This window comes from Acidimangrovimonas pyrenivorans, assembly GCF_042643245.1.
Lineage (GTDB): Bacteria > Pseudomonadota > Alphaproteobacteria > Rhodobacterales > Rhodobacteraceae > Acidimangrovimonas > Acidimangrovimonas pyrenivorans.
On record NZ_JBHRSK010000004.1, the window covers coordinates 595622 to 619965 of the forward strand.

A 24344-nucleotide genomic window follows, 5' to 3' on the forward strand; every position below is an offset into this window, starting at 1 on the left:
GGCCCCGGGTGGGTAACCTGTTCACCAAGGCATTTTGACACGACTATTTGGCTGCACCGCATGATCCAGTTTTCCGAAGAATACCCGTCAGCGTTCATCCTGCCGCCGCCGATCCCCGCAAGCTGGGCGGCCCTCGACCCCGAAACGGCCGCGCTGCTCGTTCAGCGCCTGTCCGAGACCGCCGATTGTCTTCCGGCCGAGGCGGTGGCCGAGGCCCTGCGCCTTGCCCCGCTCGATTTCTTTCCCGGCTGGGTTCTCTGCGACCTGCAGGCGGCCATGGCAGACCCGGCAGTCGGCAAGCCGCCGCGGGCGCTTTACAGCCTGCTCTATGGCCCGGACGGCTTCACCTCGCTCGATGGCAATTCCGCGGCGATCCATGAACATATCGCATTGCACGGGCTCGATCTGTCCTCCGAGGCGCAGCAGGCGGGCTACCTGCGCTTCTTCTGCCAGTTCGTCCGCGGTCCCCAGGGCCCCTTCGCTACCGTCGATGACCTCTCGCGGCTGCGCGTGAGCGAAGAGGCGCCCGGACAGCGTGCCCGGCTCACCGAGGCGTTCCAGCCGCTGCAACTCGTTGCGACCGAGGCAGATGCCGCCGTGTCCGACGCTGTCGCGACCGTGCATTACGCCGACACGCTGTTCTTCGCCCGCTTCCGGATCATGGCGGATGGCAGGGTCGAGATGCTCGACGACGAACCGCGGGCGGAAGACGTCGCGGCCGAGCCGAGGGTGCTCTACGTCGACAATCACCGCTTCCCCGACCTGCCCATGACGGAGACCGTGGAATGAACCGCACGCTCCCCTTCCCGGATACCCGTCCGCTGGCGGCGCAGAGCGCCCTGTCGCTGCCGCCCGAAGTCGAGCGGCCCGGGCTGCTTGTCGGCTGGTCGCTGGAAGAGTCGCACCGCAAGACACCGGTCGGCTTCAGCTTTGGCGACGCGCTGCGCAGCCCGGAGACCGGCTTCGTCGACCCGATCCTGATGGAGGCCGAGGGCCACCTGATGACGATCGCGCCGACCGGGGCGGGCAAGGGCGTCGGCTGCATCATCCCGGCGCTGCTGCGTCACGAGGGGCCGGCCATCGTCATCGACCCGAAGGGCGAGAACGCGATGGTGACGGCCCGGCATCGGCGCGAGATGGGGCAGGAGGTGATCGTGCTCGACCCGATGGGCGTCACCGATCTTCCCGGCGCGACGCTCAACCCGCTCGACCTGATCGAGCCCCGCAGCCCCACCGGGGTCGACGATGCGGCGGTCGTCGTCCAGGCGCTGTTGCCCGACGACCTGGGCGACATGCGCAACCGCTTCTGGGTCAGCCGGGCCCGGCAGCTTCTGCTCGCGGCCGTCCTGCATGTCGTCACCGACCTGCCCGAAGAGAAGCGCAGCCTGGCCACGGTCCGCGCCCTGATGGGCTCCGTCGCGGGCGCGCCGCAGGAGGTGCAGCGCATCTTCCGCAAGTCCCGCCACCCGGAGGTCCGGGCGATCGCCGGCAATCTCTCGATCGCGGCGGCGGAAACGCTCGGCGGCATCATCTCCTTCGCCCAGGACGGCATCGACTTCCTGCGCGGGCCCAGGCTCCAGGACGCGGTCAGCGCCACCTCGTTCGATCTGGACAAGATCACCCGCGGCGATCCGGTCACGCTCTACCTCGTGCTGCCGCCGCACATGCTGTCGAGCCACGGGCGCTTTCTGCGGCTGTGGATCAGCAGCCTGGTGACGCTCGTGATGCGCCGGCGCCGGCGGCCCAGGCAATCCACCCTCTTCATCCTCGACGAGGCCGCGCAACTGGGCACCCTGAACGAGTTGCGGACCGCCATCACCCTGCTGCGCGGCTATGGCCTGCAGACCTGGAGTTTCTGGCAGGACCTGAGCCAGCTGCAACTGCTCTATCCGCACGACTGGCAGACGATGATCAACAACTGCGCCGTGCTGCAGGCCTTCGGGCCGAACACGCAGCAGGCCGCGGGCGAGATGGCACGGCTGCTCGGCTTCCTGTCGGCCTCGGAATTCCTGGCCCTGGAGGCGGACGAGATGCTCTTGCAGATCGCCGGCGACGAGGCGGTGATCGCGATGCTGCCGAACTACCTGCGCGATCCCGCCTTCGCGGGCAAGTTCGACGAGAACCCGCTCTTCGACGACGACCGCGACCCGGTTCCCGAGCGCGAGATCGACCGCACCTACCTGCGCCCCGCGCGCAAGGTCCGGAAGACCAAGCCCGAGGCGGCGGCCGGGGAATGCGGGCCCAAGCAGCGCAATCCGGTCGACGAGGTGCTCTCGAAGATGATCCGGGACAAGCTCGACGAACGTCTCGCGGAGCAGGCCGGGCGGTCGGCGGAAGCCGGCAGGGATACCGAGGAAGGCCCGCCGTGAGCGGCGCAATCCTGGCATCGGACTCGCGCCGTGACTGGCGCCGACCTGCCCCCTTCGCGTCCGAACCTGCGCGTCAGCTCTGGTCGGGGCTCACGCCGCAAAAGTCGAATACCCGGTCGTAGAACGCAAGCCGCTCGGGTCCGTTTCTTTCGACGTCGAGGTCACGGTGACGCAGGGCCCGGGCGCGCAGGTTCTCCGCATCAGCTCCGGCGCCGCCACAATGCAACAGCAGCGCGCAGGCCTGGGCGATGGGTTCGCAGGCGGCAAGTTCGATCTGGCGGATGAAGGGATCGCGCTCTTCCCCGCCGGCGCAGTCATAATCGTCGAACGAGACCTCGATCACCTCGCGCAGGGCGGTTTCGGCCTTGTCGGCATCGCCCGAGCGACCGCGCCGCAACAAGGTTTCGGCATAGAGCAGCCGGAGGTTGGCGCGTTCGAGGCGATAGGGGCTGGGGAATTCGTCGCCGCGAAAGACCCCGAGGCTCTCCCACGGCATCTTCAGCGCCTCGGCAAAACGCAGATCGCCGTAGGGAACGGCGCTCTGGGCCATCGCCCCGTCATAGGCGTCGAGGAGGAGATCGGGCACAGTCACCGGGTCACGCCCGGTCAGGAGATGGATCAACTCGCGGCGCATCTCGAGAATGGCCTGCATGCGCCGGATCCGGGGGCTGCGCCGGCCATCGTCGGTGCTGTCGAGAAGGGCCGCGATATCGGCCAGGGCCGCCTCCGGTTCGCCGCAGGCCAACGCCACCTCGCTCAACTCGTCGCCAAGCCGCCAGTCAGTGCTTTTCGCCGCCCCGATGAGCCCGGTTTGCAGCAGCTGGTGACTCCGCCAGCAAGCTTCGCTCTGCCGGGCCTGGTCCAGCCGCCCCATCTTGGCCTGCGTCGCGGTGCGCCAGCCATACTCGATCAGGGGATAGTCATAGATCGGCGGCCAGCCGGCATCCTCCGCGGCGCGGGCCTCGAACCACCGATCCATCATCTGGCAGGCGTCGCGATAGTCCCCGCGCTGGAGACGCAGGCTGACGCGCCACCATTCGTATTGATGGACCGCATCGGCGCCCGACTTCTCGCGCGCGAAGGTTTCGAAGGCCTCGACGTCCTTGTCGCGGATCGGGCGCCCGAGCTTGTCGCTGGTGACGATGATCGAGCGGCTGAAATTGCGGATCCGCGGATCGTCATCATTCTGCGGACCGGCGCGACGCAGCTGTTGCAGTCCGATCCGCGCCGCGATGTTGGCGATCCGATCCGCGCCAAGCTCCTCGGCGAGGGTAACGATATCGTCGCAGAGATTGGCCAGAAACTGCGCCGCCTCTGACTGGTCGGAGCCGGGGCGGAGGCCACGCGCATAGCTCTCGACCTGAGCCCAGAGGGTTTCGAGGCGATCGAGGAGGTGGGGAAAGCTCTCCGAGTATCCCGCGACCAGGGTCTCGAGGTAGTTCGCCCGGAGAGCGGCGAGTTCGCGCAGCCGGCGGCTGCCGGGGTCGGCGGCGGCGGCGGCGCGCTGCGCCCCCCGGGAGACTTCAGACGCCCGCTCCGCGAGCGTCCGGCCCTCTGTGTCGGAGAACGGATGCGCCACAGCCAGCGGCCCCATGTCGAGGGCGCGCAGGGTCAATCGCGCATGGGCGATCGTGCCGACATAGGCAGACCATTGCTCGACCTGCGGCAAGTAGCCGACGTCCCCGGCCCCCTCCCCGTCTGGCGCTTCGGGCGCGATCCGCATCAGTTTCTCGAAGGCGCTGTCGATGCAGTGCCGCGCCTGGCGCGCAATCCGCTCCCGCGGATCGGCGGTGGCCTGCGCGATCCGCACCATCGCGATGCCCGGCGCGACGTCGCGCAGGAAGTCGAAGCTATTCACGTTCGTCAGTTGATCCGGCGCGTCGGGGGTGAAGGGGCTCTCCAGAGTGGTCGCGAGCTGTTCCAGCAGATCGTCGAATTCGGCCGCGCCCGGCCCTTCCCGCAGGGCCAGCTTGAAAGCGGCCAGGTTCTGGGCGAGGCGAGCCGCCTCGCATTGGCCCCCGGGCATCGGGGCCCTGAGCGCCTTCAGCACCTCTTTCGCCTCTGTCACCTGTTCGCCCAGTTCGTCGAAATGCTGCCGCCAGGCCGCGCCGGCCTCCGCCCGCCTGTCGCCGCCGAAGGGCAGCTCGATCGCTTGCCGGGTCATCGCCTTGGCAGCGCCGCGAAGCTTGCTCACGACTATTTCGGGCGCCCGCGATTCAGGCTCGGCGACATCGCCCCTCGGCGTCATCGGCTCTGGCGGTTCCCCGAACTCGAACAGCCCTTCCCCGAGGTCGATGGGCAGGATGCCGAGATGCAGCTCGGCGGCGAGTTTCCGTATCGCCTGCCGTGAGCGCCCGGCCCGATCAGGGACGTCGCCCCCTGCCTGCTCCTCGAACAGCTGCGACAGCCGCTGTCCGATCTCGAGCCGGCACAGCGCCCGCGGACCGATCTGCATCTTGTCGAGTTCATCCAGGGCATCCTCGAGGTCCCTGGTCCGGTCCCCGGCAGTTGCGCTGGCATCCGTTTTCGACCGCCAGGCCTCCTTTTGGGGATCGAAAAGCCTCGCGCCGGAATTCGCCGCCGGCCGGCGGGCGTGGCTTGCCTCACCGAGCCACGCGGAGAGCGCATCCCCATCGGAGAGGACCTCCTTCAGGGCGTCGACGATCTTCGCGGCGATGACAAGCGCCGGTTTCGGGCCTTCCGATGCGCTTTCGGCGGCGATGTCGAAGCTGCGCACGACCGACCAGTCCTTGAAGAGCGCTTCCTTGTCTGAGTCCGCGTCGCGGTAGAGCTTCCCCTCCGGGGCATCGGGCACAAGCGCGTTCAGGAATTTGAAGAAGGCCGCCTTGTAGTCGCCGAGGGCCTCGGCGTAGGCCTTGCCGGAGGCCTTGGCGCCGTCCTCACCCGGCTGGTTCTCGGGGTTGTCGCGGGCGAAGATCAGGCTGTCATCGCGCTGCAATTCCTCGAAGAAGGGCAGTTCGTGAAACAGTGGATCGCGCGCGCCCTTGCCGTCTTCGGCCTCAAAGCCGGGCAGCATTCGCAGGGCGGCTTTGAGAAAGCTGCGTTTCGCTTCCAGTTCGCTCTTTCTTTCGTGGCTGCCGCTGCGGGAGCCGGCGCTGTCGCTGTCGACCCGCTTCGACAGCAGCAGGTGATTGCGCGCCCCCTTCCGCGTGAAAGGCAGGGGCTCGGAGAACACCGGCAGCATCCGCAACACACCGTCGAGAGATTGCATTGAGAAGGTGCTGACGGTCACCACGTCGGTGGCAAGCGCGCGCACGAGAAAGACCGAGGCCGTGTTGTAGCCCGTCCGCGCGTCGATCAGGATGTGGTCGTAGACCTCCTGATCCAGCATCGCCTGCCGCAAGGCGCGCAGGAAATCGCCGCCGTCCTGGCGTGTGAAGAAGTAGGTCCAGTCGAAATCCACGATGCCGGCGACATAGCCCCTCGGCCCCCATTCCCCCGCGGTCGCCGCCGATTGCGAACCCGGGCCGAGGAGGCGGATGCAGCCGTGGCCGTCGCGGTCTGTGTGGGGGCTGCGAATCTCGGTGAGGTAACGCTCCGGTCCCGGGGCGGTCCGATCGGGATGAAGGCGGCCGTCCTTGGCGAACAGCGCCTCGGTGAGTTTCTCGGCGAATTCCGGATCGGTGGCCTCCCCCTCGGCTCCGCCCTTGTCGCGGAAGAGCTCCAGCAAGCCCTTCGCCTCGCGCCATTGGGCGTAGGTCGGCCGCTCGGGCCCGTCGAAGAAGTCGCCCACCCCCGGCGCTTCGAGATCGGCGTCGATGATCAGCACGTTCTTGCCCTTGATCGCGAGCGCCGCCGCGATATTGGCCAGCAGCAGGGACCGGCCGGCACCTCCCTTGAAGCCGTAGAAGGCAATGATGCGGCGCTCGCTCCGGTCGTCATTGGTCATGGCGGTTCACTCCGTCCCGACGGCGAGCCGGGCATCAGGGTCGCGAGAGCCCTTGGCAAACAGAAAAAATGCCCGTTTACCCCATTCAGAAAGACTCTGCCGCCATTCAGAAGTTTCTGAGTCCGAATTGACCGGCGCGTCGTATATGGCCCACAGGCAAAGCCTCATCTCCTGCGCCCCACTATTCCACGGAGGTGGGCGGCGCAGGGTCACGATCCGACCGACAAAAGTACTGCCACCCAATTCGATCTGCGGATTATCCTCGGCGCCCTCAGGAGCGGGGCTGAGCATCAAGATCCCCTCCTGCTTAGACAGAGCAGACTTGGCCGTTTTCTTGAGCGTGTCCTCATCCGATGCCGGTGCGATGATAAGATTGAACTCGCCCTTTATTGTCGGCACAACTACATTTACATTGCCGAGACTTTGGAACTTTGTGAAAAGCCCGTGCTTCGCAACGACTTCCTCCAGCATTCTCTTGAGCGATCTGGCTTTGCCCGCCGCGCTTCCTGGCAAGATACGGATCTTTGCGACATTAGGCGAATTTTCAGGCGCGATTTCCTCGATAGTCGCCATGAGATTATTGTAGGGTTCAAATAGGTGCTTTCCGCAATTGAAGTACTTCTCCACGCCCGCGATTTCCGCGGCGGCTTTCTCATCACCGTAACCCCGAGCCACCAGCATAATCGGCGAGTCCGCGGCAAACAGCTCCGGCTTTCGCTCCGGCTCCTTTCCTTTCAGCGCCGCAGTCGTGCACCAGATATACCATGAAAGGAGATTGTTATCATACCAGTCGCGCACAAGATTTTCGTAAGATTCCTGCTCATCTTCGCTCTCATTCAGATCCACGATATGGCAGATTGGACAAGCGGATTCGATCTCCTGAGTGCGAGACAGTTCGCCATTGCGTGAAGGGATGAAGGTAGGTTGCACGCAAACTTTCTCTTTCCCCTCATCATCTTCAAGTTTATCCTCGATGAACACCCTCAAGAGATCTGGGGCGCTACGTTCAGAAAAATATGCAAGCTTTATGTAATTAACCATTGCGCAAATCACCGATTGGCCATTTTTTCTCGCACTCCGAAAGATGATCATTTAAAATGGCATCGCCACACCTCTGACGCCGCTCTCGAGTCTCTTTGGAGCGACCGTCTGTTATGCAATCCCCTATATTGCCAATTTCCCACAACAAACGCTGCAAATCCCGGACGTGCTCAGGAAAATGACCCAAGCCTTTGATCAGTTCTTCCTCCATCGCATCGGCCTTTTTTTCTAATGAGTCAAGTTTTGCGTTCCAAGTTTCCTGGTCCGCATCGATGTATTTCTGGAAGCTAGTGCTGCAAGACGTTTTTAAAACTTTAAAAGCGGTCTCGATCTGGCGTCTTGCGGTGGACTTCAGCTCTTTGACCGCCATTTGCTCCTTCCGGTGCGACAGCATGAAACCCACGGCAGCGAAGACGAAGCCGAGGAGCGTGGCGAGCCAGCTCTGGATGCTGATCAGCAGTTGGCGGTCGTCGCCGCTATCCACCTGGACCGAAAGAAGCGGCCATCCCGCGCCCGAAGTCGCGGCGCCGGCAGGCGGATTCTGCGGGAAACCCAAGTAGGGCAGCGCGAAGTAGACCGCCAGGGACAGCGCGAAGACGCAGATCGAGGAAAGCAGGGCCAGACCCACGAAAAGCAGCACCAGACCCATGAACCATAGTACCGCGTTCCAGAGAAGGCCCAGGCCCTTGTGTACCACGTTCGGGAGAAGGCCCAGGCCCTTGCGGCCGCTGCCGCCGCTCAATACTCGCGCAACGCCGCGACCTCGGCGCCCTCCCCAAGAAGCGGTTCGTCATCGTCCATGCGCACCTCGCCGGTCGGAGAGACGGCAAGGCGGGAGCGAAACAGCGCCCCGCTATAGAGAATAGGAGCGGTGTAGATGCCTTCGCCCTGAAGCGACAGACTGTCGAACTCGGGATCCGAGATCGTCTCGAGCTTGGCGCGGGCCTTGTCGGCGATGCCTCCCGCCTCGTCGTTCAACGCGGCCAGCAACTGCTCGCGCAATCGCCTTGTCAGGACGCGAAATGCCCCCTTTTCACCGCGCACGATGGTCATGAAATAGTCGAAATACGCCGCTTCGTTGCCGGTCAGCCAGAGCGGCGTATCGTGGTTGAGGCGGTGAATCTCGGCGCTCGCGAAATCATAGCTCCGCGCGATCCAGTCGGCGGTCTCGCCCGCCTCCTCTTCGCCGCCCTGCTTGCTGAGGCTGAAGAGCGCGTCCCAGTCGGCATCGTCGTCGTCGCCCCGGCAGCCCACCCAGGCAAGCGTGACCCCCGGCAGGAAGTCGAGTGCGCTGAAGGCGACCCGCCAGGGCGATGCCGGCGTCGCACCCGAGAAATCCGCCGGGAGCGCGGCGGGAAGATCCGCCTTTGCCAATTCCTGCAGGATCGCCGCGCTCCAGGCGGCGTGCTGCGCCTCCTGCGCATCGAAGGCGGCCCAGCAATTCTCAGGCTTGAACAGATCGGAAAACTGGAACGGCCGGTCCGGCGCGTTCAGCCATCTCGGTCGCTTCAGGAAGGGCCCCTTGCGATGCGGCCGCGGCGCGCGGAAGCCGAGCACTTCGTCGACGAGGCTCTGCTCCGGTGGAACCGGGCCGTCGGCCGAGGGCACCACCAGCGCCGCCACCTTGTCGAAGGTCTCGGCATTGCGCCGCATCTCCCCGGCGGCAGAGTCGTCCTGCGCCCCGAGCGTCCGCAGCAATTCAGCGGTCTCGCGCAGCAAATGCGCGGCGAGTTCGGCAGATGATGCCACAGCCCCCACTCCACTCATGAACGGCACCACCGCGCCGCCAGATGACGGCACCGCTGTCACGCCGAGAACCCTTCTGATCGCACGAATGTTACCAGAAATGAGCGAACCGGGAAAGTATCGGAAATAAAGTGTCGAAAATTTGCTGCCACCGGATGGTCGCGCGAGGAATGCGCCCACCGCTCCCGCGCCGGCGGAGCGCGGCCGTGCTGCCAGGATCCGCCCGCCGCTGACCGATGCCGGTTTCCACGGGCTCGAGCTGGAAGGCGACCGGGAGAGCACCGAGATCCGCTTCGGCAGCGAGCCTCCGTCCGGCGCCCGGTCCGGCCTCCGGGCGGACCGTGAAACTGATGCACGCACGCCTGTTCTGAACCTGCCGCCCGCCGCAGGTCCTTGCGGCGGACGGAAAGGATGAGCGAAACACTTGCGCTTTTCGATCCGGCCAGCCCGGCCCCTTCCGGCAACCCGATCCCCGATGAACCGAGCCTTGCGATGCCCGCCGGTCCGGCCTGCATTGCCGGGCCGGTGCAGGGCATCTCTCCGTCCCGTGACGCGGCGCTTCAGAACAGGGCCTGGAACAGTCGCAGCGGCAGATGGCGCCCGAGCTGGAACAGGGTCGAGAACGGCGCCGGGAAGCTGGTCGAGAAGCGCCCGGAGCGGATCGCGCGCAGGGTCCGGGCCGCAGCCCGTTCGGGCGTCATCAGCTGCGGCATGCGAAAACCGTTCTGGCGTGTCAGCCGGGTGTCGATGAAGCCGGGATTGACCAGTTGCACCCGGACCCCGGTGCCACGCAGGTCAGCGCGCAGGTTCTCGCCCAGATGCATCAGCGCCGCCTTGCTGGCGCCGTATCCGATGGCGCCGGGCAGCCCGCGAAACCCGGCCAGAGAGCCGATCAGCACGATGCGGCCGGCGTCCCGTGCCAGCATCCCCGGCAGCACCGCGCCGACGACCCGCAGGGCGCCGAGGAAATTCGCCTCGGCCATCGCCACCGCCACCCCCGTCTCCCAGTCATTGGCCGACATCGGCTGGTAGGCGCCGACAGAGTAGACGAGGCCGTCGACCCTGCCCGCCTGCTCGGCCGCCCGGGCGACCGCGGCCGCATCGGTGACGTCGACCGGGAGCGCGCGGGCGTCGCGCAACTCCCCGGCCAGCTCCTGCAGCCGGGCCGCGTCGCGGGCCGAGAGCGCCAGCGCGGCGCCCTCGGCGTCCAGCGCCCGGGCCAGCGCCCGCCCCAGCCCCTCGCTGGCGCCGACGATCCACCAGCGTTCCGGCTCAGCCATCGCAGTTCCCCGCCACGTCCCCAGGCCGCATCGTCGCCACCAGTTCTGCCAGGGTGACGCCGAAGCGGCGCATCTGCGAGCGGTTCATGACCGTGCCGTTCGGCATCAGGTAGAGCCAGTCGGTGACGTCGAGGACATGCCCGCCCGCTTCTTTCGGCAAGCGGAGTCGATAGCGCAGATGCAGGGTGGCGCCGCGGATCACGCCCCGGCCGTCGCCGAGGATATCCGGCGCGGTCGCGGTCAGGCGGCCGTCATTGTGCAGCACCAGGTCCCAGCGGCGCAGCTGGCTGCGGCCCGAGTCATAGTGGAACTCCTCGGTCAGAGTGCCCCGGGCGCCGTCCCAGCGCCCCTCCATCCGCATCACGAAGCGCGAGACGACGCGGCCGGTCGGGCCGAAGATCACGCCTTCGGAATCCAGCCGCCCGGAAAGGACCCGGGCCGGATCGAAGACAGGCGTGGTTTCGCCATAGCTGTCGGGGCGTTGCGCGGCGAAGCTGAAGCAGCTTGCCCGCAGCAGGACGAGGACCAGCAACGCGGCAAGCAGCAAGGTGACGGCGATCAGCATGGCGGTGCTCCGGCGGGGGCTGGACGGTCAGGCACGGGCCAGCTCGACCTGGACGACATCGGCCCGGCCGGTTGCGAAGCTGGCGGCGCAGATGCCGAGGTAATAGCGCCAGGTCCGCAGGAAGCTTTCGCCGTGGCCGAGGGCGCGGATGCGCGGCGCGGCCTTCTCCAGCCGCCGGCCCCAGTCCCGGCAGGTGCGGGCGTAATCGGCCCCGAAGGCGAAGCTGTCGCGCAGGCTCAGCCCGGCGCGGCGCGCCTGCGCGGCGACGGTCGCGTCCGACAGCAGCATCCCGCCCGGAAAGGTGTAGTGGCGGATGAAATCCGAGCGGCGGCGGTAGCCGGCGAAATGCGCGTCGGGCACGGTGATCGCCTGCAGCACGGCCCGGCCGCCCGGCACCAGCCGGTCGCGCAGGGTGGCGAAATAGGTCGGCCAGTAGCGCGCGCCGACCGCCTCGACCATCTCGATCGAGACCACCGCGTCGAACTTGCCCGAGCTGTCGCGGTAATCCTGCAGCCGGATCTCGGCCCGGCCGTCGAGCCGGGCATCGGCATAGCCCTTCTGGCTGGGCGAGATGGTGATGCCGGTGACCTGCCGGCCCTGTTCCGCCGCCCGCTCGGCAAAGCCACCCCAGCCGCAGCCGATCTCCAGCACCTGCTCGGCCGTGCCGATCCGGTCGAGGATGCGGTCGTATTTGCGCCACTGCGCCCGTTCCAGGTCGCTGTCGTCGGGGGCGTAGAGGCCCGACGAATAGGACATGCCGCGGTCGAGCCAGAGCTGGTAGAACTCGTTGCCGACATCGTAATGGGCGCGGATGTTGCGCGCCGCCCCGCGCCGCGAATTGGCCCGCAGCACCCGGTCGACGGCGCCCAGCCTGAGCCGCTGGAGCGGGCGCGGCGTGGCGGTCGTGCCCAGCCGGTCGAGGTTGCGCAGCGCCACGGTGGCGACATCCTCGACCGAGGAGCTGTCCCACAGCCCGGCGACATAGGCCTCGCCAAGCCCGATATCGCCGCGCGCCGCGACGGCGCTGGCGACCGACCAGTCGTGCAGTTTCAGCTCGGCCTCCGGCCCGGCATCGCCGAAATCGTGCCGCGCGCCCTCGGGCGTTATCAGGCGCAGCCGGCCGCGGCTCAGCCCGGCGCAGGCGTCGAGGAAATCCCGCTTCAGGCGGCGGGAGGCGAAGGGCATCATCGGCTGACCTCTTGTTCGGGGGGGATCGGTTTCGGACGGTAGGCGACGCCCTTGGCCTTCAGCCGCAGGGCGTGCCAGTAGATCAGCGCGAGGGTGCGCAGCGGGCCGAACGGCCGGCGCAGGGCGGCCGCCAGCAGGGCGTGGTCGGTCAGCGGCGCGCGCCGGCCCGACAGGGTGGCGACGACGCCTTCGCTGCCGTCGCGCAGGGTGATGGTGATGGCGATCAGGGCCGGGGTGACCTCGAAAGTGAAGCTGTAGGCGCCGGCGAGGTCCTGGAACGGCGAGACATGGAAGACCTTGCGCGCCTGCAAGCGGTCGCGCGCGGTGATCGGGGCGAAGCCGGGATGGGCGCAGAGGTAGCTGTGGCGCTCGCCGAAGGTGTTGTTGACCTCGGCGATCACCGCGACCAGCGCCCCACCGTCGAAGGCCAGCCAGAAGCTGACCGGGGTGAACCAGAGCCCGAGAAAGCGCGGCTGGGTCAGCAGGCGCAGGGCCAGCCCCCTAGGCGCCCCGGCCCCGGCCAGCACCTGCCGCGCCCAGGCCGCGCCGCGTCCGGCGCCGCGCGGGCCGCCATGCAGGCGGTCATCGACCGAGGCCAGGTTGACCCGGTTGCGCGAGAACAGCAGCAGGTCGCCGCCCGGCGCCGCCTCGGGGTCGAGCAGCAGGTAATCGACCCGGTGGCGGAAGCCGTGCCGGGTGGCGCCGCGCCGGGCGTGCGTCGTCTCGGCCCGCAGGATTTCCGGCCGGACATTCATGCCGGCACCCGGTCCAGCGCCCGGGCGATCCGCACCGCGCTGGCGAAGCCGTCCTCGTGGAAGCCGAAGCGCAGCCAGGCGCCGGCGAACCAGGTGTGGTCACTGCCGTTGCGGGCGGCGAGCCGGCCCTGCGCCCGCAGCGCCGCGCGGTCGAAGACGGGATGGTCGAAACTCACCTCGTCGTAGATCAGGTCCTCGCGCAGCGGACCCTGCGGGTTGAGGCTGACGAACAGCGGGTCGTCCTCGGGAATGCCCTGCAGCCGGTTCATCCAGTAGCTGACGCCGACCGCCGTCTCCTGCCCGGCCTGCTCGGCCCGGTAGACCCAGGACGACCAGCAGGCCCGGCGGCGCGGCATCTGGCCCGGATCGGCATGGAGGACGGCGCGGTTCGGGCGGTAGGCGATGGCGGAGAGATCGGCGCGCTCCTCGGGGATCGCATCGGCCAGCAGCGCCAGCGCCTGATCGGAATGGCAGGCCAGCACGACCTCGTCGAAACGCTCGGCCACGCCGCCCTCGGGCCGGACCTGCGCGCCTGCGGCGTCGCGTATGACCGAGCGCACCGGGCAGCCCGTCCGCGTCTCGACCCCCAGCAGGCGCAGCCGTGCCGCCAGCCGGGTGACGTATGCGACGCTGCCGCCCGACACCGTCCACCACTGGTGCTGGCCGCCGGGCGACAGCAGCGCGTGGTTTCGGAAGAAGCGCAGCAGGCTGCGCGCCGGAAAGGCGCCGACCTCGCCCGAGGGCGTCGACCAGATCGCGCCGCAGATCGGCAGCAGGTAGTGGCGGCGGAAGGCCGCGCCCAGCCCCAGCGCCGCGATCAGCTCGTCGACCGTCATGTCGTCGCTGACCGCCGCCGCCTCGGCCCCGGCGTTGAAGCGGGCGATGTCGCGCAGCATGCCCCAGAAGCGCGGCCGCGCCAGGTTGCGCCGCTGGGCGAACAGCCCGGACAGGTTGCGCAGCGCGTATTCCAGCCGGCCGCCGTCGAGGCTGACGCCGAAGGTCATGTCGCTGCGCTGCACCGGCACGTCGAGATCGGCGAACAGCCGGGTCAGGTGCGGGTAGTTGGCGTAGTTGAAGACGATGAAGCCGGTATCGACCGGCTGGTCGCCGCGCTTCCCGGCGATCACGGTGCGGGCGTGGCCACCCAGCCGCGGCGCGGCCTCGAACAGGGTCACGCGGTTCTGCGGCGCCAGCAGCAGCGCCGTCGCCATGCCGGCGATGCCGCCGCCGATGACGGCGATCCGGCGCGGTGCGGCCAGGGGGGCGTCGAAGGACATCTGCTCTCCTTGTCTCGGGCCCGGGTCATCTTCGTACCGGGGACAGTCCCACGCGCGGGTCTCGCGCGCGGTTACAGGAGGATTACGGAAAATGCGGACAATCGGATCACCCGGGTGATCCATTTCTTTTCCCGCCCCGTAGAGGATGTATGCTGGGAGAGATCGACACCACTCAGAAGCCGCGCCGCCGTGCCGCCCCGAGGGGCGCCCGGGCGGTGCCGGGCCGGGAACAGGCGGGCCAGATGGAGCCAGATCAGGCGCAGGACGGGCTATCGCCGCCGACGCAATGGCTGATCGCCGTGCGCGACCACCGCGACCGGGCGGCCTTCGCCCGGCTGTTCGACCATTTCGCGCCGCGGCTGACGGCGATGATGCTGCGCAGCGGGATGGGCCGGGCGATGACCGACGACCTGGTCCAGGACGTGCTGCTGACCGCCTGGCAGAAGGCCGAGCAGTTCGACCCGAGCCGGGCCCAGGCCGCGGCCTGGATCTACCGCATCGCCCGCAACCGCCAGATCGACGTGCTGCGGCGCGAGCGCCGGCCGGTGCCCGACGCGCTGACCGCCGGCGAGGAGACCGAGGCCGCGGACGCCGTCCAGGTCCTGGCGCTGGACCAGGAGGCGTGCCGGCTGCGCGACGCGCTCGGCCGGCTGTCCGAGGAGCAGCGTACGGTGATCGAGCAGTCCTTCATGGGCGACCTCACCCATACCGAAATCCGCCAGCGCACCGGCTTGCCGCTGGGCACGATCAAGTCGCGCATCCGGCTCGGGCTCGAGCGGCTGCGCCACGAATTGAAGGAACTTCGCTGACCATGTCGTCCGTCACCCACCATATCCCGGAGGACATCCTGCAGGCCTATGTCAGCGGCGCCCTGCCCCATGGCTTTGCCGTGGTCGTCGCCGCGCATCTGTCGCTCTGCGATGCCTGCCGCGCCACCGCCGAGGCGCAGGAGGCGGCGGCCGGCGCCGCGCTCGAAACGCTCGAGACCGTGGCGCCGAGCGCCGATCTGCGCGCCCGCACGCTGGCCCTGCTCGACGCCCCGCCGGCCGAAACCGGCGTGCCGGTCCCCGCCCCGTCGGGCATCTATCCCGGCGCGGTCATGGCCGAGCTGAAGAACCGGCCGCCGCGCTGGCGCAGCCTCGGCGCCGGCATCCGCCAGGACATCCTTAGCGCCGGGCCCGAGGGCTCGGTGCGGCTGCTCTACATCCCCGGCGGCAAGGCGGTGCCGGATCACGGCCATAACGGGCTGGAAATGACGCTGGTGCTGCAGGGCAGCTTCCACGACCATACCGGCCGTTTCGGCCGCGGCGACGTCCAGGTGGTGGAGAGCGACATCGAGCACACGCCGATGGCCGATGACGGCCCGCCCTGCATCTGCCTGGCGGCGACCGACGCGCCCTTGCGTTTCAACGCCCTCGTGCCGCGGCTGTTGCAGCGGGTGTTCCGGATCTGACCCGGTCTAGCCGGCGCGCCGCTGCTGCGGTCGGGCGTCTTCGGCCCGCTCTGCCAGCCGCCGCTCGATCGCCTCGAGCCGCGCCAGCACCTCGTCGCGATAGGCGTCGGTGCGCTGGTTGTCCTCCTCGGCATGGGCCTCCTGCATCGAGTTGACGATCAGGCCGACCAGCAGGTTCACCACGACGAAGGTGGTGAACATGATGAACGGGACGAAGAAGGCCCAGGCCCAGGGATAGACCGCCATCACCGGCCGCACGATGCCCATCGACCAGCTTTCCAGCGTCATGATCTGGAACAGCGAATAGGCCGAGCGGCCCAGCGTGCCGAACCAGTCGGGAAAGGCCTCGGCGAAGAGCTTGGTCGCCATCACGCTGCCGATGTAGAAGATCAGCCCCATCAGCAGGAAGACGCTGCCCATGCCCGGCAGCGCGGTGACGAACCCCTCGACCACCCGGCGCAGGCGCGGCGCGACCGAGATCACCCGCAGCACCCGCAGGATGCGCAGGGCCCGCAGCACGCTGAGCGTCTGCGCCCCGGGCACCAGCGACAGCCCGACGATGACGAAGTCGAACAGGTTCCAGCCGGCGCGGAAGAAGCGCGGCCCCTGCGCGAACAGCTTGAGGCCGAGCTCGGCGACGAAGATCGCCAGGCAGAGGGCGTCGAGGCCGCGGATCAGCCGGCCGGCGGCAGCCATCGCACCGGCCGAGGTCTCCAGCCCGAGCAGCACGGCGTTGACCAGGATCACGGCGATGATGCCGTTGCGAACGAGGGAGGTATCGAGCCGCGCCGCGACCCGCTGGCGGATGGTCATCAGAACTCCTTTTCCGATCACGTCCCCGCGATATGGTCGTGCCCTGGCCGGGCTGCAAGTTCCGAGCGCCGAAGCTTTTCCGGCCGGTGGCAGGCCGCGCTCCGCCACGACGGGACGAGCGCGCGCCCTGCCGCGCAGACCGGCGCCGGTCAGCCCCGGCGCCGCGGCGCGGTCACTTGCGCGGCCCCTTGCCGCGCGGCCCGCCCTTGCGCATCGGCGGGGCACTGCCACCGGAGCGCGGCCCTGCTTTGGCGCCGCGCGGCTTGCCGCCGCCGGTCTTCGGGCCGCCCGGCTTCGCGCCGCGGGCCCTGTCGGCACCGGGCCTGCCCGGCCGCGCCACCCGCTTGGACGGGTCCGAGGCATCGAAAGCCGGTTTCGTGGGCGCCGGCTTGGCCGCTGCCGGCCCGCGCTCCGCCGCCTTGGCGGGCTTGCGCGCCGTCTTCTCGGGCTTGTCGCCACCGCCGGCCGGCTTCGGCCGATCGAACTTGCCGCCCTTGCGCGGGGCGGGCCCTTCGGACCGGGGCTCGGATTTCGGCTTGCGGGCGGGTTTCTCCGCCGCCGGCGCCGGCCGCTCGCTGGCCGCGTCCGGACGACGCGGCGCGGGACGGGCGTCGCCCGCGTCCCGGGCGCCCTTGCGCGGGCCCCTGTCGTTCCTGTCGTTGCGGTCGTTCCTGTCGTTGCGGTCGTTGCGGCGCTCCTTGCGCTCCGGCCGGCCCCCCGGGCCTTTCGGCGCCGGCTCCGACAGCCCCTCGGGACGACCGTCGAGCTGGCGGATGCCGATCCCGTCCTCGAGCTGGCTGGCGCCGCCGAGCGCGGCCAGGAAGCCGGCGGTATCGCGCTCGGCGATCTCGACATAGGTCTCGTCGCGCTGGACCCGGATCGCGCCGATCGCGGACTTGTTGAGGTTCCCCGCCCGGCACAGCAGCGGCAGCAGCCAGCGCGCCTCGGCCCGCTGGTCGCGGCCAACCGAAAGCGCGAACCAGGTCCCGGGGCCGAAATCGGCGCGTTCCTTGGCCGGGGCCCGCGCGTCCGGCGAGCTGAGCTCCTCGGGCGCGGAATGGCGGCTGCGGTAGAGCGCCAGGTAGGCGGCCGCGACCTGCTGCGGGCTGTAGAGCGACAGCAGCGTCTCGGCGAATTCGGCCTGATCGGGACCGATCTCGTCTTCCCAGACCGGATCGGCCAGCAGCCGCTCGCGGTCGCGGGCCAGCACCTCCTCGGCCGAGGGCGGCACGGTCCATTCGGCGCTGATCTTGGCGAATTTCAGCAGCCGCTCGGCCTTCTTGACCGCCTTCGGCGGCACGATCAGCGCCGAGATGCCCTTGCGCCCGGCCCGCCCGGTGCGGCCCGAGCGGTGCAGCAGCGCCTCGGAATTGTTCGGCAGCTCGGCATGGACGACGAGGTCGAGATTGGGCAGGTCGATGCCGCGCGCGGCGACATCGGTGGCGACGCAGACCCGGGCCCGGCCGTCGCGCATCGCCTGCAGCGCGTGGCTGCGCTCGTCCTGGCTCAGCTCGCCCGACAGGCTGACGACCGACAGGCCGCGGTTCGAGAACCGGGCGGCAAGGCGGTTCACCGCGGCGCGGGTATTGGCGAAGACGATGGCGTTCTGGGCCTCGTGATAGCGCAGCACGTTGATGATCGCGGTCTCGGCATCGGCTTGGGCGACGCGCAGCGCCTGGTAGGCGATGTCGGCATGCTGGCTGCCGCTTTTCAGCGTGTTGATCCGCACCGCGTCGCGCTGGAACTGGCGCGCCAGCGACTCGATCATCGGCGGCACCGTGGCCGAGAACAGCAGCGTGCGGCGTTCCTCCGGCGCCTCGGAGAGCATGAATTCGAGGTCTTCGCGGAAGCCGAGGTCGAGCATCTCGTCGGCCTCGTCGAGGACGATGGCGCGCAGCCCGGTCATGTCGAGCGAGCCGCGGCGGATATGGTCGCTCAGCCGGCCCGGCGTGCCGACGACGATATGGGCGCCGCGCTCGAGCACGCGGCGCTCGTCGCGCATGTCCATGCCGCCGACGCAGGAGGCGACGCGGGCCCCGGCCTTGGCATAGAGCCAGTCGATCTCGCGCTTGACCTGCAGCGCCAGCTCGCGGGTCGGGGCGACGACGAGGGCCAGCGGCGCCGCCGCCGGGCCGAGGCGGCCGGCCTCGTCGAGCAGGGTCGGCGCGATGGCGAGGCCGAAGCCGACGGTCTTGCCCGAGCCGGTCTGGGCCGAGACCAGCAGGTCGGCCTGAGCGATCTCGGGGTCGGTGACGGCCTGCTGAACCGCGGTCAGGGTGTCGTAACCGCGCTCGGCCAGCGCATCGGAAAGGGTGGGTATCATGGTGGGATCGGTCCGTCAGATTGCCGCTCGGCACATGCTGCGCCGGATGGCGGTGCCGCGGAAGCGCCCTCTCTAACGCCAAAGCGGCGCGCTGTATATGCCTATTCTGCCGCAGCGCCGGCCCGGCGCTTGAATCCCCCGGGCCAACCGGCATAGCGTGGCGGCAGCCCGCATCCCAAGCCCAGACCCGGAACCAGGAACCGCCATGCAAATTCCCGCCCCCATTGCCGCCCATGCCGACGAGCTGACCGCGATCCGCCGCGACCTGCACGAACATCCCGAGCTCGGGTTCCAGGAGGTCCGGACCTCGGCCCTCGTCGCCGAGAAGCTGCGCGGCTGGGGCATCGAGGTGACGACCGGGATCGGCAAGACCGGCGTCGTCGGCGTCATCAAGGGCAACCGGCCGGGCCGCACCATCGGCCTGCGCGCCGACATGGACGCGCTGCCGATCGACGAGCAGACCAACCTGCCCTGGGCCTCGAAGACGCCCGGCGTGATGCATGCCTGCGGCCATGACGGCCACACCACGATGCTGCTCGGCGCCGCCCGCTACCTGGCCGAGACCCGCGATTTCGCCGGCACCGCGGTGGTGATCTTCCAGCCCGCCGAGGAAGGGCTGGGCGGCGGAAGGGCGATGATCGCCGACGGGCTGTTCGAGCGTTTTCCCTGCGACGAGATCTACGGCATGCACAATTCGCCCTATGACGCGCCGGGCAAGATCGGGGTCAAGCCCGGCCCGGCGATGGCGGGGGCGAATTTCTTCGACATCACCGTCACCGGCAAGGGCAGCCACGCCGCCATGCCCGAGGCCGGGATCGACGCGCTGATGATCGCGACCGGGCTGGTGCGCGAGCTGCAGACCATCGTCGCCCGCAACGTCGCGCCGACGACGCCGATCGTGCTCTCGGTCACCCAGATCCACAGCGGCGCGGCCTATAACGTGATCCCGGAAACCGCCGCCATCGCCGGCACCGTGCGCTATTTCGACAGCGCCGCGGCCGAGATGGTCTCAACCCGGATGCGCGAGATCTGCGCCGGCTTCGCCAAGGCGCATAACGCCGAGATCGCGGTCGACATCCGCAACGTCTTCGACGTGCTGATGAATGACGGCGAGCTGTCCGAGCGGATGATCGAGGCGGCGCAGGATCTGGTCGGGCCCGGGCAGGCCGGACGCAAGGACGGGCTGGTGATGGGCTCGGAGGATTTCGCCGACATGCTGCGCGTCGTACCCGGCGCCTATTGCACCGTCGGCCATGGCGGCGACGTGCCGCTGCACAATCCGGGCTTCGTCCTCGACGACGACATCCTGCCGCTGGGCGCCGCGCTCTATGCCCGCATGGTCGAGACCCGCGGCGCGGCGGCCGGCTAGCCGCCGGCCACCGGGGCGGCTACCACAGGCCGGGGATCAGCCGCCAGCGGGTCCGCCCCATATAGGCCGCGTAGCCGTTCAGGTTGCGTTCCAGGTGCTGCTCCTCGATCAGGATCCGGGTCGCCAGCATCGCCCCGACGACCCCGACCAGCGCCAGGCTGATCCAGCTGCCCAGCACCAGCGAGGCGCAGGCCTGGTAGAGCAGCGTGATCGAGTAGAAGGGATGGCGCACGACGGCATAGGCGCCGGAATCGACGACGTGGTGGTCGCGGCCGTCCTGGACGATGACGCAGGTGGTCAGGAACGGGTTCTCGCGCATGATCCGGTAGCCGATCCAGGTCGCCCAGGGAATGAACAGCGCCGCACCGACGCGCAGCCCCATCGGCACATGCGACCACCCTGCCCGGCCGCCGTCATAGCCGGCGACCGCCGCCCAAAGCAGCATCGTCAGGCTGTGAACCGGGACGAAGATGCGGTCGGCGAGCGGCTGGCCTCTGGGCGCGAGCCGCGTCCGCTCTTCGAGCAGGTCGGGATCGTGGATCAGAAGCCCGACCGCGGCCGGCACCACCGAGGCCATCACGATCGTCAGGAAGATCCAGCCGCCGGTCCAGTCATCGGTGCCCGCGGCACCGAACATGGCGCCGGCGAAGACCAGGAGTTCGGCGCCGAGGACGGCCGTGATCTTGATCGCGACGACGCGATCGACCGACTGCAATAGCCTCGCAACACTCATCCGATCCCTCACCGGCCGCCCGTCTCCGGCCCGGCCCGCCGACCCTGGCGGTCGGCCCTTCCATCCACGGCGAGAGATTTTCTTTGGCGCCTATTTCCGGCGGCGCGCGGTGCGCGGTCAAGATGGGCACCCGCTGACGGTCCCTCACATTCCGTTGAGCCGGATGCCGGGATCAGGCCCCGAGCGCCGCCAGCACCGAGCGGGCAGCGCGCAGGCCCGGCCGCTCGCCCCCCTTGCCCAGGTGCTCCATGGTCAGGGCCATCGCCGCCCGCTGCGCCGCGCGTTCCGGCCCGGGCTGCATCAGCGTCAGCAGCGCCGGCGCGATCCTGTCGGGCCGGCAGTCGGGGCCGAGGAATTCCGGCACCACCCGGCTATCGGAGACCAGGTTGACCAGCGTCACGGTGTCGATCAGCGCCTTGCGCTTCATGATCTGCCAGGTCAGCCAGTTGAAATCATAGGCAATGACCATCGGCACCGCATTCGCCGCCAGTTCCAGCGACACCGTCCCCGAGGCTGCCAGGGCGACATCCGCCGCGGCGAAACTGGCGCGTTTTTCGTCCGCCGCCTCGACGACCACCGGCGCGCCGGGCCAGCCGGCCGCGATCTCGCGCACCAGCGCGGCGACATGGCCGACGGTCGGGATCACCACCCGGGTCTCGGGCCGCGCCGCCAGCACCCGCGCCATCGCGGCGCCGAAGACCGGCCCCAGCCGCCTGACCTCGCCCCGGCGCGAGCCCGGCAGGGCCAGCAGCACCGGCGCCTCCGCCGCGATGCCGTGGGCGGCGCGGAAGGCGGCGGCCTCCTCGGCCCCGGCCAGCGGTTCGGAGACCACGGGATGGCCGACGAAATCGCAGCTCATGCCGGCGGCTTCCATGTAGGGCGGCTCGAAGGGCAGCAGGGCGAGGACATGGTCGACGACCTCGGCCATCTTGGCCGCCCGGCCGGGACGCCAGGCCCAGACCGAGGGCGCGACGTAGTGGATCGTCTTCTGTTCCGGGCGCGCGGCCCGCACGAGGCGGGCGACGCGAAGGCAGAAATCGGGGCTGTCGACGGTGATCAGCGCGTCGGGCGCCTGACGAGCGACCTCGGCCGCGGTCTGGGCGATGCGGCGCTTGAGATGGCGGTATTTCGGCACGATCTCGGCGATGCCCATCACCGACAGTTCCTCCATCGGGAACAGGCTCGCCATGCCCTCGGCCTGCATCAGCGGCCCGCCGATGCCGGTGAACTCCACCCCCGGCGCCAGTTCCTTCAGCCCGGCCATCAGCGCCGCGCCCAGCCGGTCGCCCGAGGCTTCGCCGGCGATCAGGAACAGCTTCATGGCTCGCGTGCCCAGAGGAACAGCCCCAGCCGGTCGGCCTCGGCGATCATCTGCGCCCGGTCGAGCAGCATGACGCCGCCCGCCTCCCAGGCGATGCCGGCCAGCCCGGCGGCCTCGGCCTTGCGCACCGTCTGCGGCCCCAGCGCCGGCAGGTCGACGCGGCGCTCCTGCCCCGGCTTGGGCGCCTTGTAGAACACGCCTTTCGCCCCTTTCGGATCGGGCCGCAGCTCGCCGGCGACATCGGCCACCCAGTCGAGCATCGCGTCGGTTCCCGGCAACGCCTCGACCGCCAGGCACAGGCCCTGCGCCACCACCGCCCCCTGGCCGACATCGGCAGCGCCGAGCGCGGCGACGATCGCGGCGGCGCGGGTGGCGTCGCCGGCATCGGCCTTGGACGGCTGGGCCGCGCTCAGCACGCCCGGCCCCGGCACCAGATCCGGGTCGAGCGCCTCGCTGCCGATGACGCGGAAACCGGCATCCTCGAAGATCGCGATCACCTCGCGCAGGGTGGCATCGTCGCCCGCCTGCATCGCGCCGACCAGCCGCGGCACCATCTGCGCCGTCGCCGGATCGAACAGCGCCGGGTCGAGCCGCGGCCGCTGCATGCCGCCGGCGAAGATCACCGAGCTGACGCCGAGTTCGTGCAGCCGGTCGAGGAACAGGGCGAGGCGTTCGACGCGGAACGGTTCGTCGACGGCCAGGCCCGCGAGCTCGGTGCCGTCGATGGCGGCGACGGTGACCTCGTAGCCGGCGGCGCGGGCGGCGGCGGCGAGATGCGCGGGCAGGACGCCGCTGCCGGCGATGAGGGCGATACGGTCGGGCATCGGGGCGGCGGACATCGGGACGGCGGGCCTCAGGACGGGGTCAGGAAGGAACGGTCGGAGGCGCCGAGGATGAAATCGGTGACCTCGCGGACGTAGTCGCTTTCGGTCTCCTCGGCCAGCCGGCGGGCGCGGTCGATGAACGGGCCCTCGCCCTGGGCCAGCATCTGGTAGGCGGCGCGCAGGGCGGTGATGTCGCCGCGCCCGACGCCGCGCCGCTTGAGGCCGACGAGGTTGAGCCCGTCGAGCTCGCCCCGCGGCGCCTGGACCAGGCCGAAGGGGATGACGTCGTTGGTCACCATGGTGACGGCGCCGATGATCGCGCCGCGGCCGATGCGGACGAACTGGTGGATGCCGGAAAGGCCGCCGACGATGACGTCGTCGCCGATGACGCAATGGCCGGCGATCGCGACCTGGTTGGCCAGCACGATGCGGTCGCCCAGCGTCGCGTCATGGCCGACATGCGCCCCGGTCATCAACAGGCAGTCGTCGCCCACCGTGGTGACGCCGCCGCCGCCCTCGGTGCCGGTATTCAGCGTCGCGCCCTCGCGGATGCGGTTGCGCTTGCCGATCACCAGCCGGGTATGCTCGCCCTTGAACTTCAGGTCCTGCGGCACCTCGCCGACCACGGCGAAGGGCCAGATGACGGTCTCGTCGCCGATCTCGGTCCAGCCGGTGACGACGACGTGGCTTTTCAGCTCGACCCCCGCGCCCAGCACGACCTCGGGCCCGACCGTGCAGAACGGGCCGATGCGGCAGCCGGGGCCGATGCTGGCGCCGTCCTCGATCACCGCCGAGGGGTGGACCTGTGCGGTGGCGTCGATGGCCATGGCGTCAGGACCGCAGGTCGATCATCGCGGTGAACTCGGCCTGCGCGGCCAGTTCGCCTTCGACCCGGGCCTCGCCGAGGAACTTCCAGATCTTGCCGCCGCCGCGCTTGACCGTCACGGCCATCTCGAGCACGTCGCCCGGCACCACCTTGCGGCGGAACTTGCAGCCGTCGATATTCATGAAATAGACCAGCGGCTGCTTGTCGACGAGGTCGAGCGTGATGCCGACCAGAACGCCGGCGGTCTGGGCCATCGCCTCGACGATGGTGACGCCGGGCATGATCGGCATGTCCGGGAAATGGCCCTGGAAATGCGGCTCGTTGCAGGTGACGTTCTTGATCCCCAGGGCCGATTGGGCGGGAACGATGTCGCGCACCTTGTCGACCAGAAGGAACGGGTAGCGGTGCGGGATGATGCGCTTGATCAGCTGCAGGTCGGCTTCGGTATAGGGGGCCGGTTCGGGCTTCTTGGCCGAGGGTGCAGGGGCGTCGCTCATCTGGATCTCCTTCTCGCCGCGGTGGGGCCGCAGTCCTGCGCTTGACTAGCAACA

Annotated in this window: 21 protein-coding genes; 5 read left to right on the top strand and 16 right to left on the bottom strand. The window is 69.3% G+C overall.

What is annotated here, in order from left to right:
* Nucleotides 1-60: 60 nt before the first annotated feature.
* Nucleotides 61-789: a hypothetical protein gene (locus ACFOES_RS05765; protein WP_377832243.1), complete on the top strand. Its 729-nt coding sequence runs from the start codon at nt 61-63 to the stop codon at nt 787-789.
* Nucleotides 786-2369 carry a type IV secretory system conjugative DNA transfer family protein gene (locus tag ACFOES_RS05770; protein WP_377832244.1) on the top strand — a complete coding sequence of 528 codons (1584 nt, stop codon included), beginning with the start codon at nt 786-788 and terminating at the stop codon, nt 2367-2369. The genes ACFOES_RS05765 and ACFOES_RS05770 overlap by 4 nt, the downstream gene beginning before the upstream one ends.
* Before the next feature lie 73 nt (nt 2370-2442).
* Here the strand turns inward: ACFOES_RS05770 and ACFOES_RS05775 are convergent, their stop codons facing one another.
* The 9 genes from ACFOES_RS05775 to ACFOES_RS05815 form a co-directional block, all read right to left on the bottom strand.
* A complete protein-coding gene (locus ACFOES_RS05775; protein WP_377832245.1) occupies nt 2443-6279 on the bottom strand; it encodes a KGGVGR-motif variant AAA ATPase in 3837 nt (1278 codons plus the stop codon).
* 6 nt (nt 6280-6285) lie between these two features.
* Nucleotides 6286-7320 carry a hypothetical protein gene (locus tag ACFOES_RS05780; RefSeq protein WP_377832246.1) on the bottom strand — a complete coding sequence of 345 codons (1035 nt, stop codon included), beginning with the start codon at nt 7318-7320 and terminating at the stop codon, nt 6286-6288.
* Nucleotides 7313-7969 (bottom strand): hypothetical protein, encoded by a 657-nt coding sequence (locus ACFOES_RS05785; protein ID WP_377832247.1) that lies wholly within the window; start codon nt 7967-7969, stop codon nt 7313-7315. The genes ACFOES_RS05780 and ACFOES_RS05785 overlap by 8 nt, the downstream gene beginning before the upstream one ends.
* Before the next feature lie 89 nt (nt 7970-8058).
* Complete coding sequence (locus ACFOES_RS05790; protein WP_377832248.1) at nt 8059-9246, bottom strand: hypothetical protein; 1188 nt, start codon at nt 9244-9246, stop codon at nt 8059-8061.
* A 380-nt stretch (nt 9247-9626) separates the two neighbouring features.
* Complete coding sequence (locus ACFOES_RS05795; RefSeq protein WP_377832249.1) at nt 9627-10346, bottom strand: SDR family NAD(P)-dependent oxidoreductase; 720 nt, start codon at nt 10344-10346, stop codon at nt 9627-9629.
* The gene (locus ACFOES_RS05800) at nt 10339-10911 is read right to left on the bottom strand and encodes a DUF3833 family protein (RefSeq protein ID WP_377832250.1); all 573 of its coding nucleotides are present in this window, start codon (nt 10909-10911) and stop codon (nt 10339-10341) included. The genes ACFOES_RS05795 and ACFOES_RS05800 overlap by 8 nt, the downstream gene beginning before the upstream one ends.
* 27 nt (nt 10912-10938) lie before the next feature.
* Complete coding sequence (locus tag ACFOES_RS05805) at nt 10939-12096, bottom strand: class I SAM-dependent methyltransferase (protein ID WP_377832251.1); 1158 nt, start codon at nt 12094-12096, stop codon at nt 10939-10941.
* A complete protein-coding gene (locus ACFOES_RS05810; protein WP_377832252.1) occupies nt 12096-12854 on the bottom strand; it encodes a DUF1365 domain-containing protein in 759 nt (252 codons plus the stop codon). The genes ACFOES_RS05805 and ACFOES_RS05810 overlap by 1 nt, the downstream gene beginning before the upstream one ends.
* Nucleotides 12851-14131, bottom strand: a complete 1281-nt coding sequence (locus tag ACFOES_RS05815) for an NAD(P)/FAD-dependent oxidoreductase (protein ID WP_377832253.1) — start codon at nt 14129-14131, stop codon at nt 12851-12853. Before ACFOES_RS05815 ends, ACFOES_RS05810 begins: the two co-directional genes overlap by 4 nt.
* 149 nt (nt 14132-14280) lie before the next feature.
* On the opposite strand from ACFOES_RS05815, the gene ACFOES_RS05820 reads away from it, so the two are divergent.
* Together ACFOES_RS05820 and ACFOES_RS05825 are read left to right on the top strand one after the other, a co-directional pair.
* Nucleotides 14281-14940: a sigma-70 family RNA polymerase sigma factor gene (locus tag ACFOES_RS05820; protein ID WP_377832254.1), complete on the top strand. Its 660-nt coding sequence runs from the start codon at nt 14281-14283 to the stop codon at nt 14938-14940.
* A gap of 2 nt (nt 14941-14942) precedes the next feature.
* Nucleotides 14943-15584, top strand: coding sequence for a ChrR family anti-sigma-E factor (locus tag ACFOES_RS05825; protein WP_377832255.1), 642 nt, complete (start codon nt 14943-14945; stop codon nt 15582-15584).
* 6 nt (nt 15585-15590) lie between these two features.
* Here the strand turns inward: ACFOES_RS05825 and ACFOES_RS05830 are convergent, their stop codons facing one another.
* Together ACFOES_RS05830 and ACFOES_RS05835 are read right to left on the bottom strand one after the other, a co-directional pair.
* Nucleotides 15591-16397, bottom strand: a complete 807-nt coding sequence (locus ACFOES_RS05830) for an ion transporter (protein WP_377832256.1) — start codon at nt 16395-16397, stop codon at nt 15591-15593.
* A gap of 172 nt (nt 16398-16569) precedes the next feature.
* Nucleotides 16570-18720: a DEAD/DEAH box helicase gene (locus ACFOES_RS05835; RefSeq protein ID WP_377832257.1), complete on the bottom strand. Its 2151-nt coding sequence runs from the start codon at nt 18718-18720 to the stop codon at nt 16570-16572.
* 205 nt (nt 18721-18925) lie between these two features.
* Between ACFOES_RS05835 and ACFOES_RS05840 the strand changes: the two genes are divergently transcribed.
* Nucleotides 18926-20089 (top strand): M20 aminoacylase family protein, encoded by a 1164-nt coding sequence (locus tag ACFOES_RS05840; protein ID WP_377832258.1) that lies wholly within the window; start codon nt 18926-18928, stop codon nt 20087-20089.
* Nucleotides 20090-20108: 19 nt separating this feature from the next.
* Here ACFOES_RS05840 and ACFOES_RS05845 read toward each other — a convergent pair whose 3' ends face one another.
* The 5 genes from ACFOES_RS05845 to fabZ form a co-directional block, all read right to left on the bottom strand.
* A complete protein-coding gene (locus tag ACFOES_RS05845) occupies nt 20109-20822 on the bottom strand; it encodes a methyltransferase family protein (RefSeq protein WP_377832259.1) in 714 nt (237 codons plus the stop codon).
* Nucleotides 20823-20994: 172 nt separating this feature from the next.
* Nucleotides 20995-22143, bottom strand: a complete 1149-nt coding sequence (lpxB, locus tag ACFOES_RS05850) for a lipid-A-disaccharide synthase (RefSeq protein ID WP_377832260.1) — start codon at nt 22141-22143, stop codon at nt 20995-20997.
* Complete coding sequence (locus tag ACFOES_RS05855; RefSeq protein ID WP_377832261.1) at nt 22140-22967, bottom strand: LpxI family protein; 828 nt, start codon at nt 22965-22967, stop codon at nt 22140-22142. The genes lpxB and ACFOES_RS05855 overlap by 4 nt, the downstream gene beginning before the upstream one ends.
* 29 nt (nt 22968-22996) lie before the next feature.
* Complete coding sequence (gene lpxA, locus ACFOES_RS05860; protein ID WP_377832262.1) at nt 22997-23794, bottom strand: acyl-ACP--UDP-N-acetylglucosamine O-acyltransferase; 798 nt, start codon at nt 23792-23794, stop codon at nt 22997-22999.
* Between the two features lie 4 nt (nt 23795-23798).
* Nucleotides 23799-24290 (bottom strand): 3-hydroxyacyl-ACP dehydratase FabZ, encoded by a 492-nt coding sequence (gene fabZ / locus ACFOES_RS05865; RefSeq protein ID WP_377832263.1) that lies wholly within the window; start codon nt 24288-24290, stop codon nt 23799-23801.
* Nucleotides 24291-24344 lie beyond the last annotated feature (54 nt).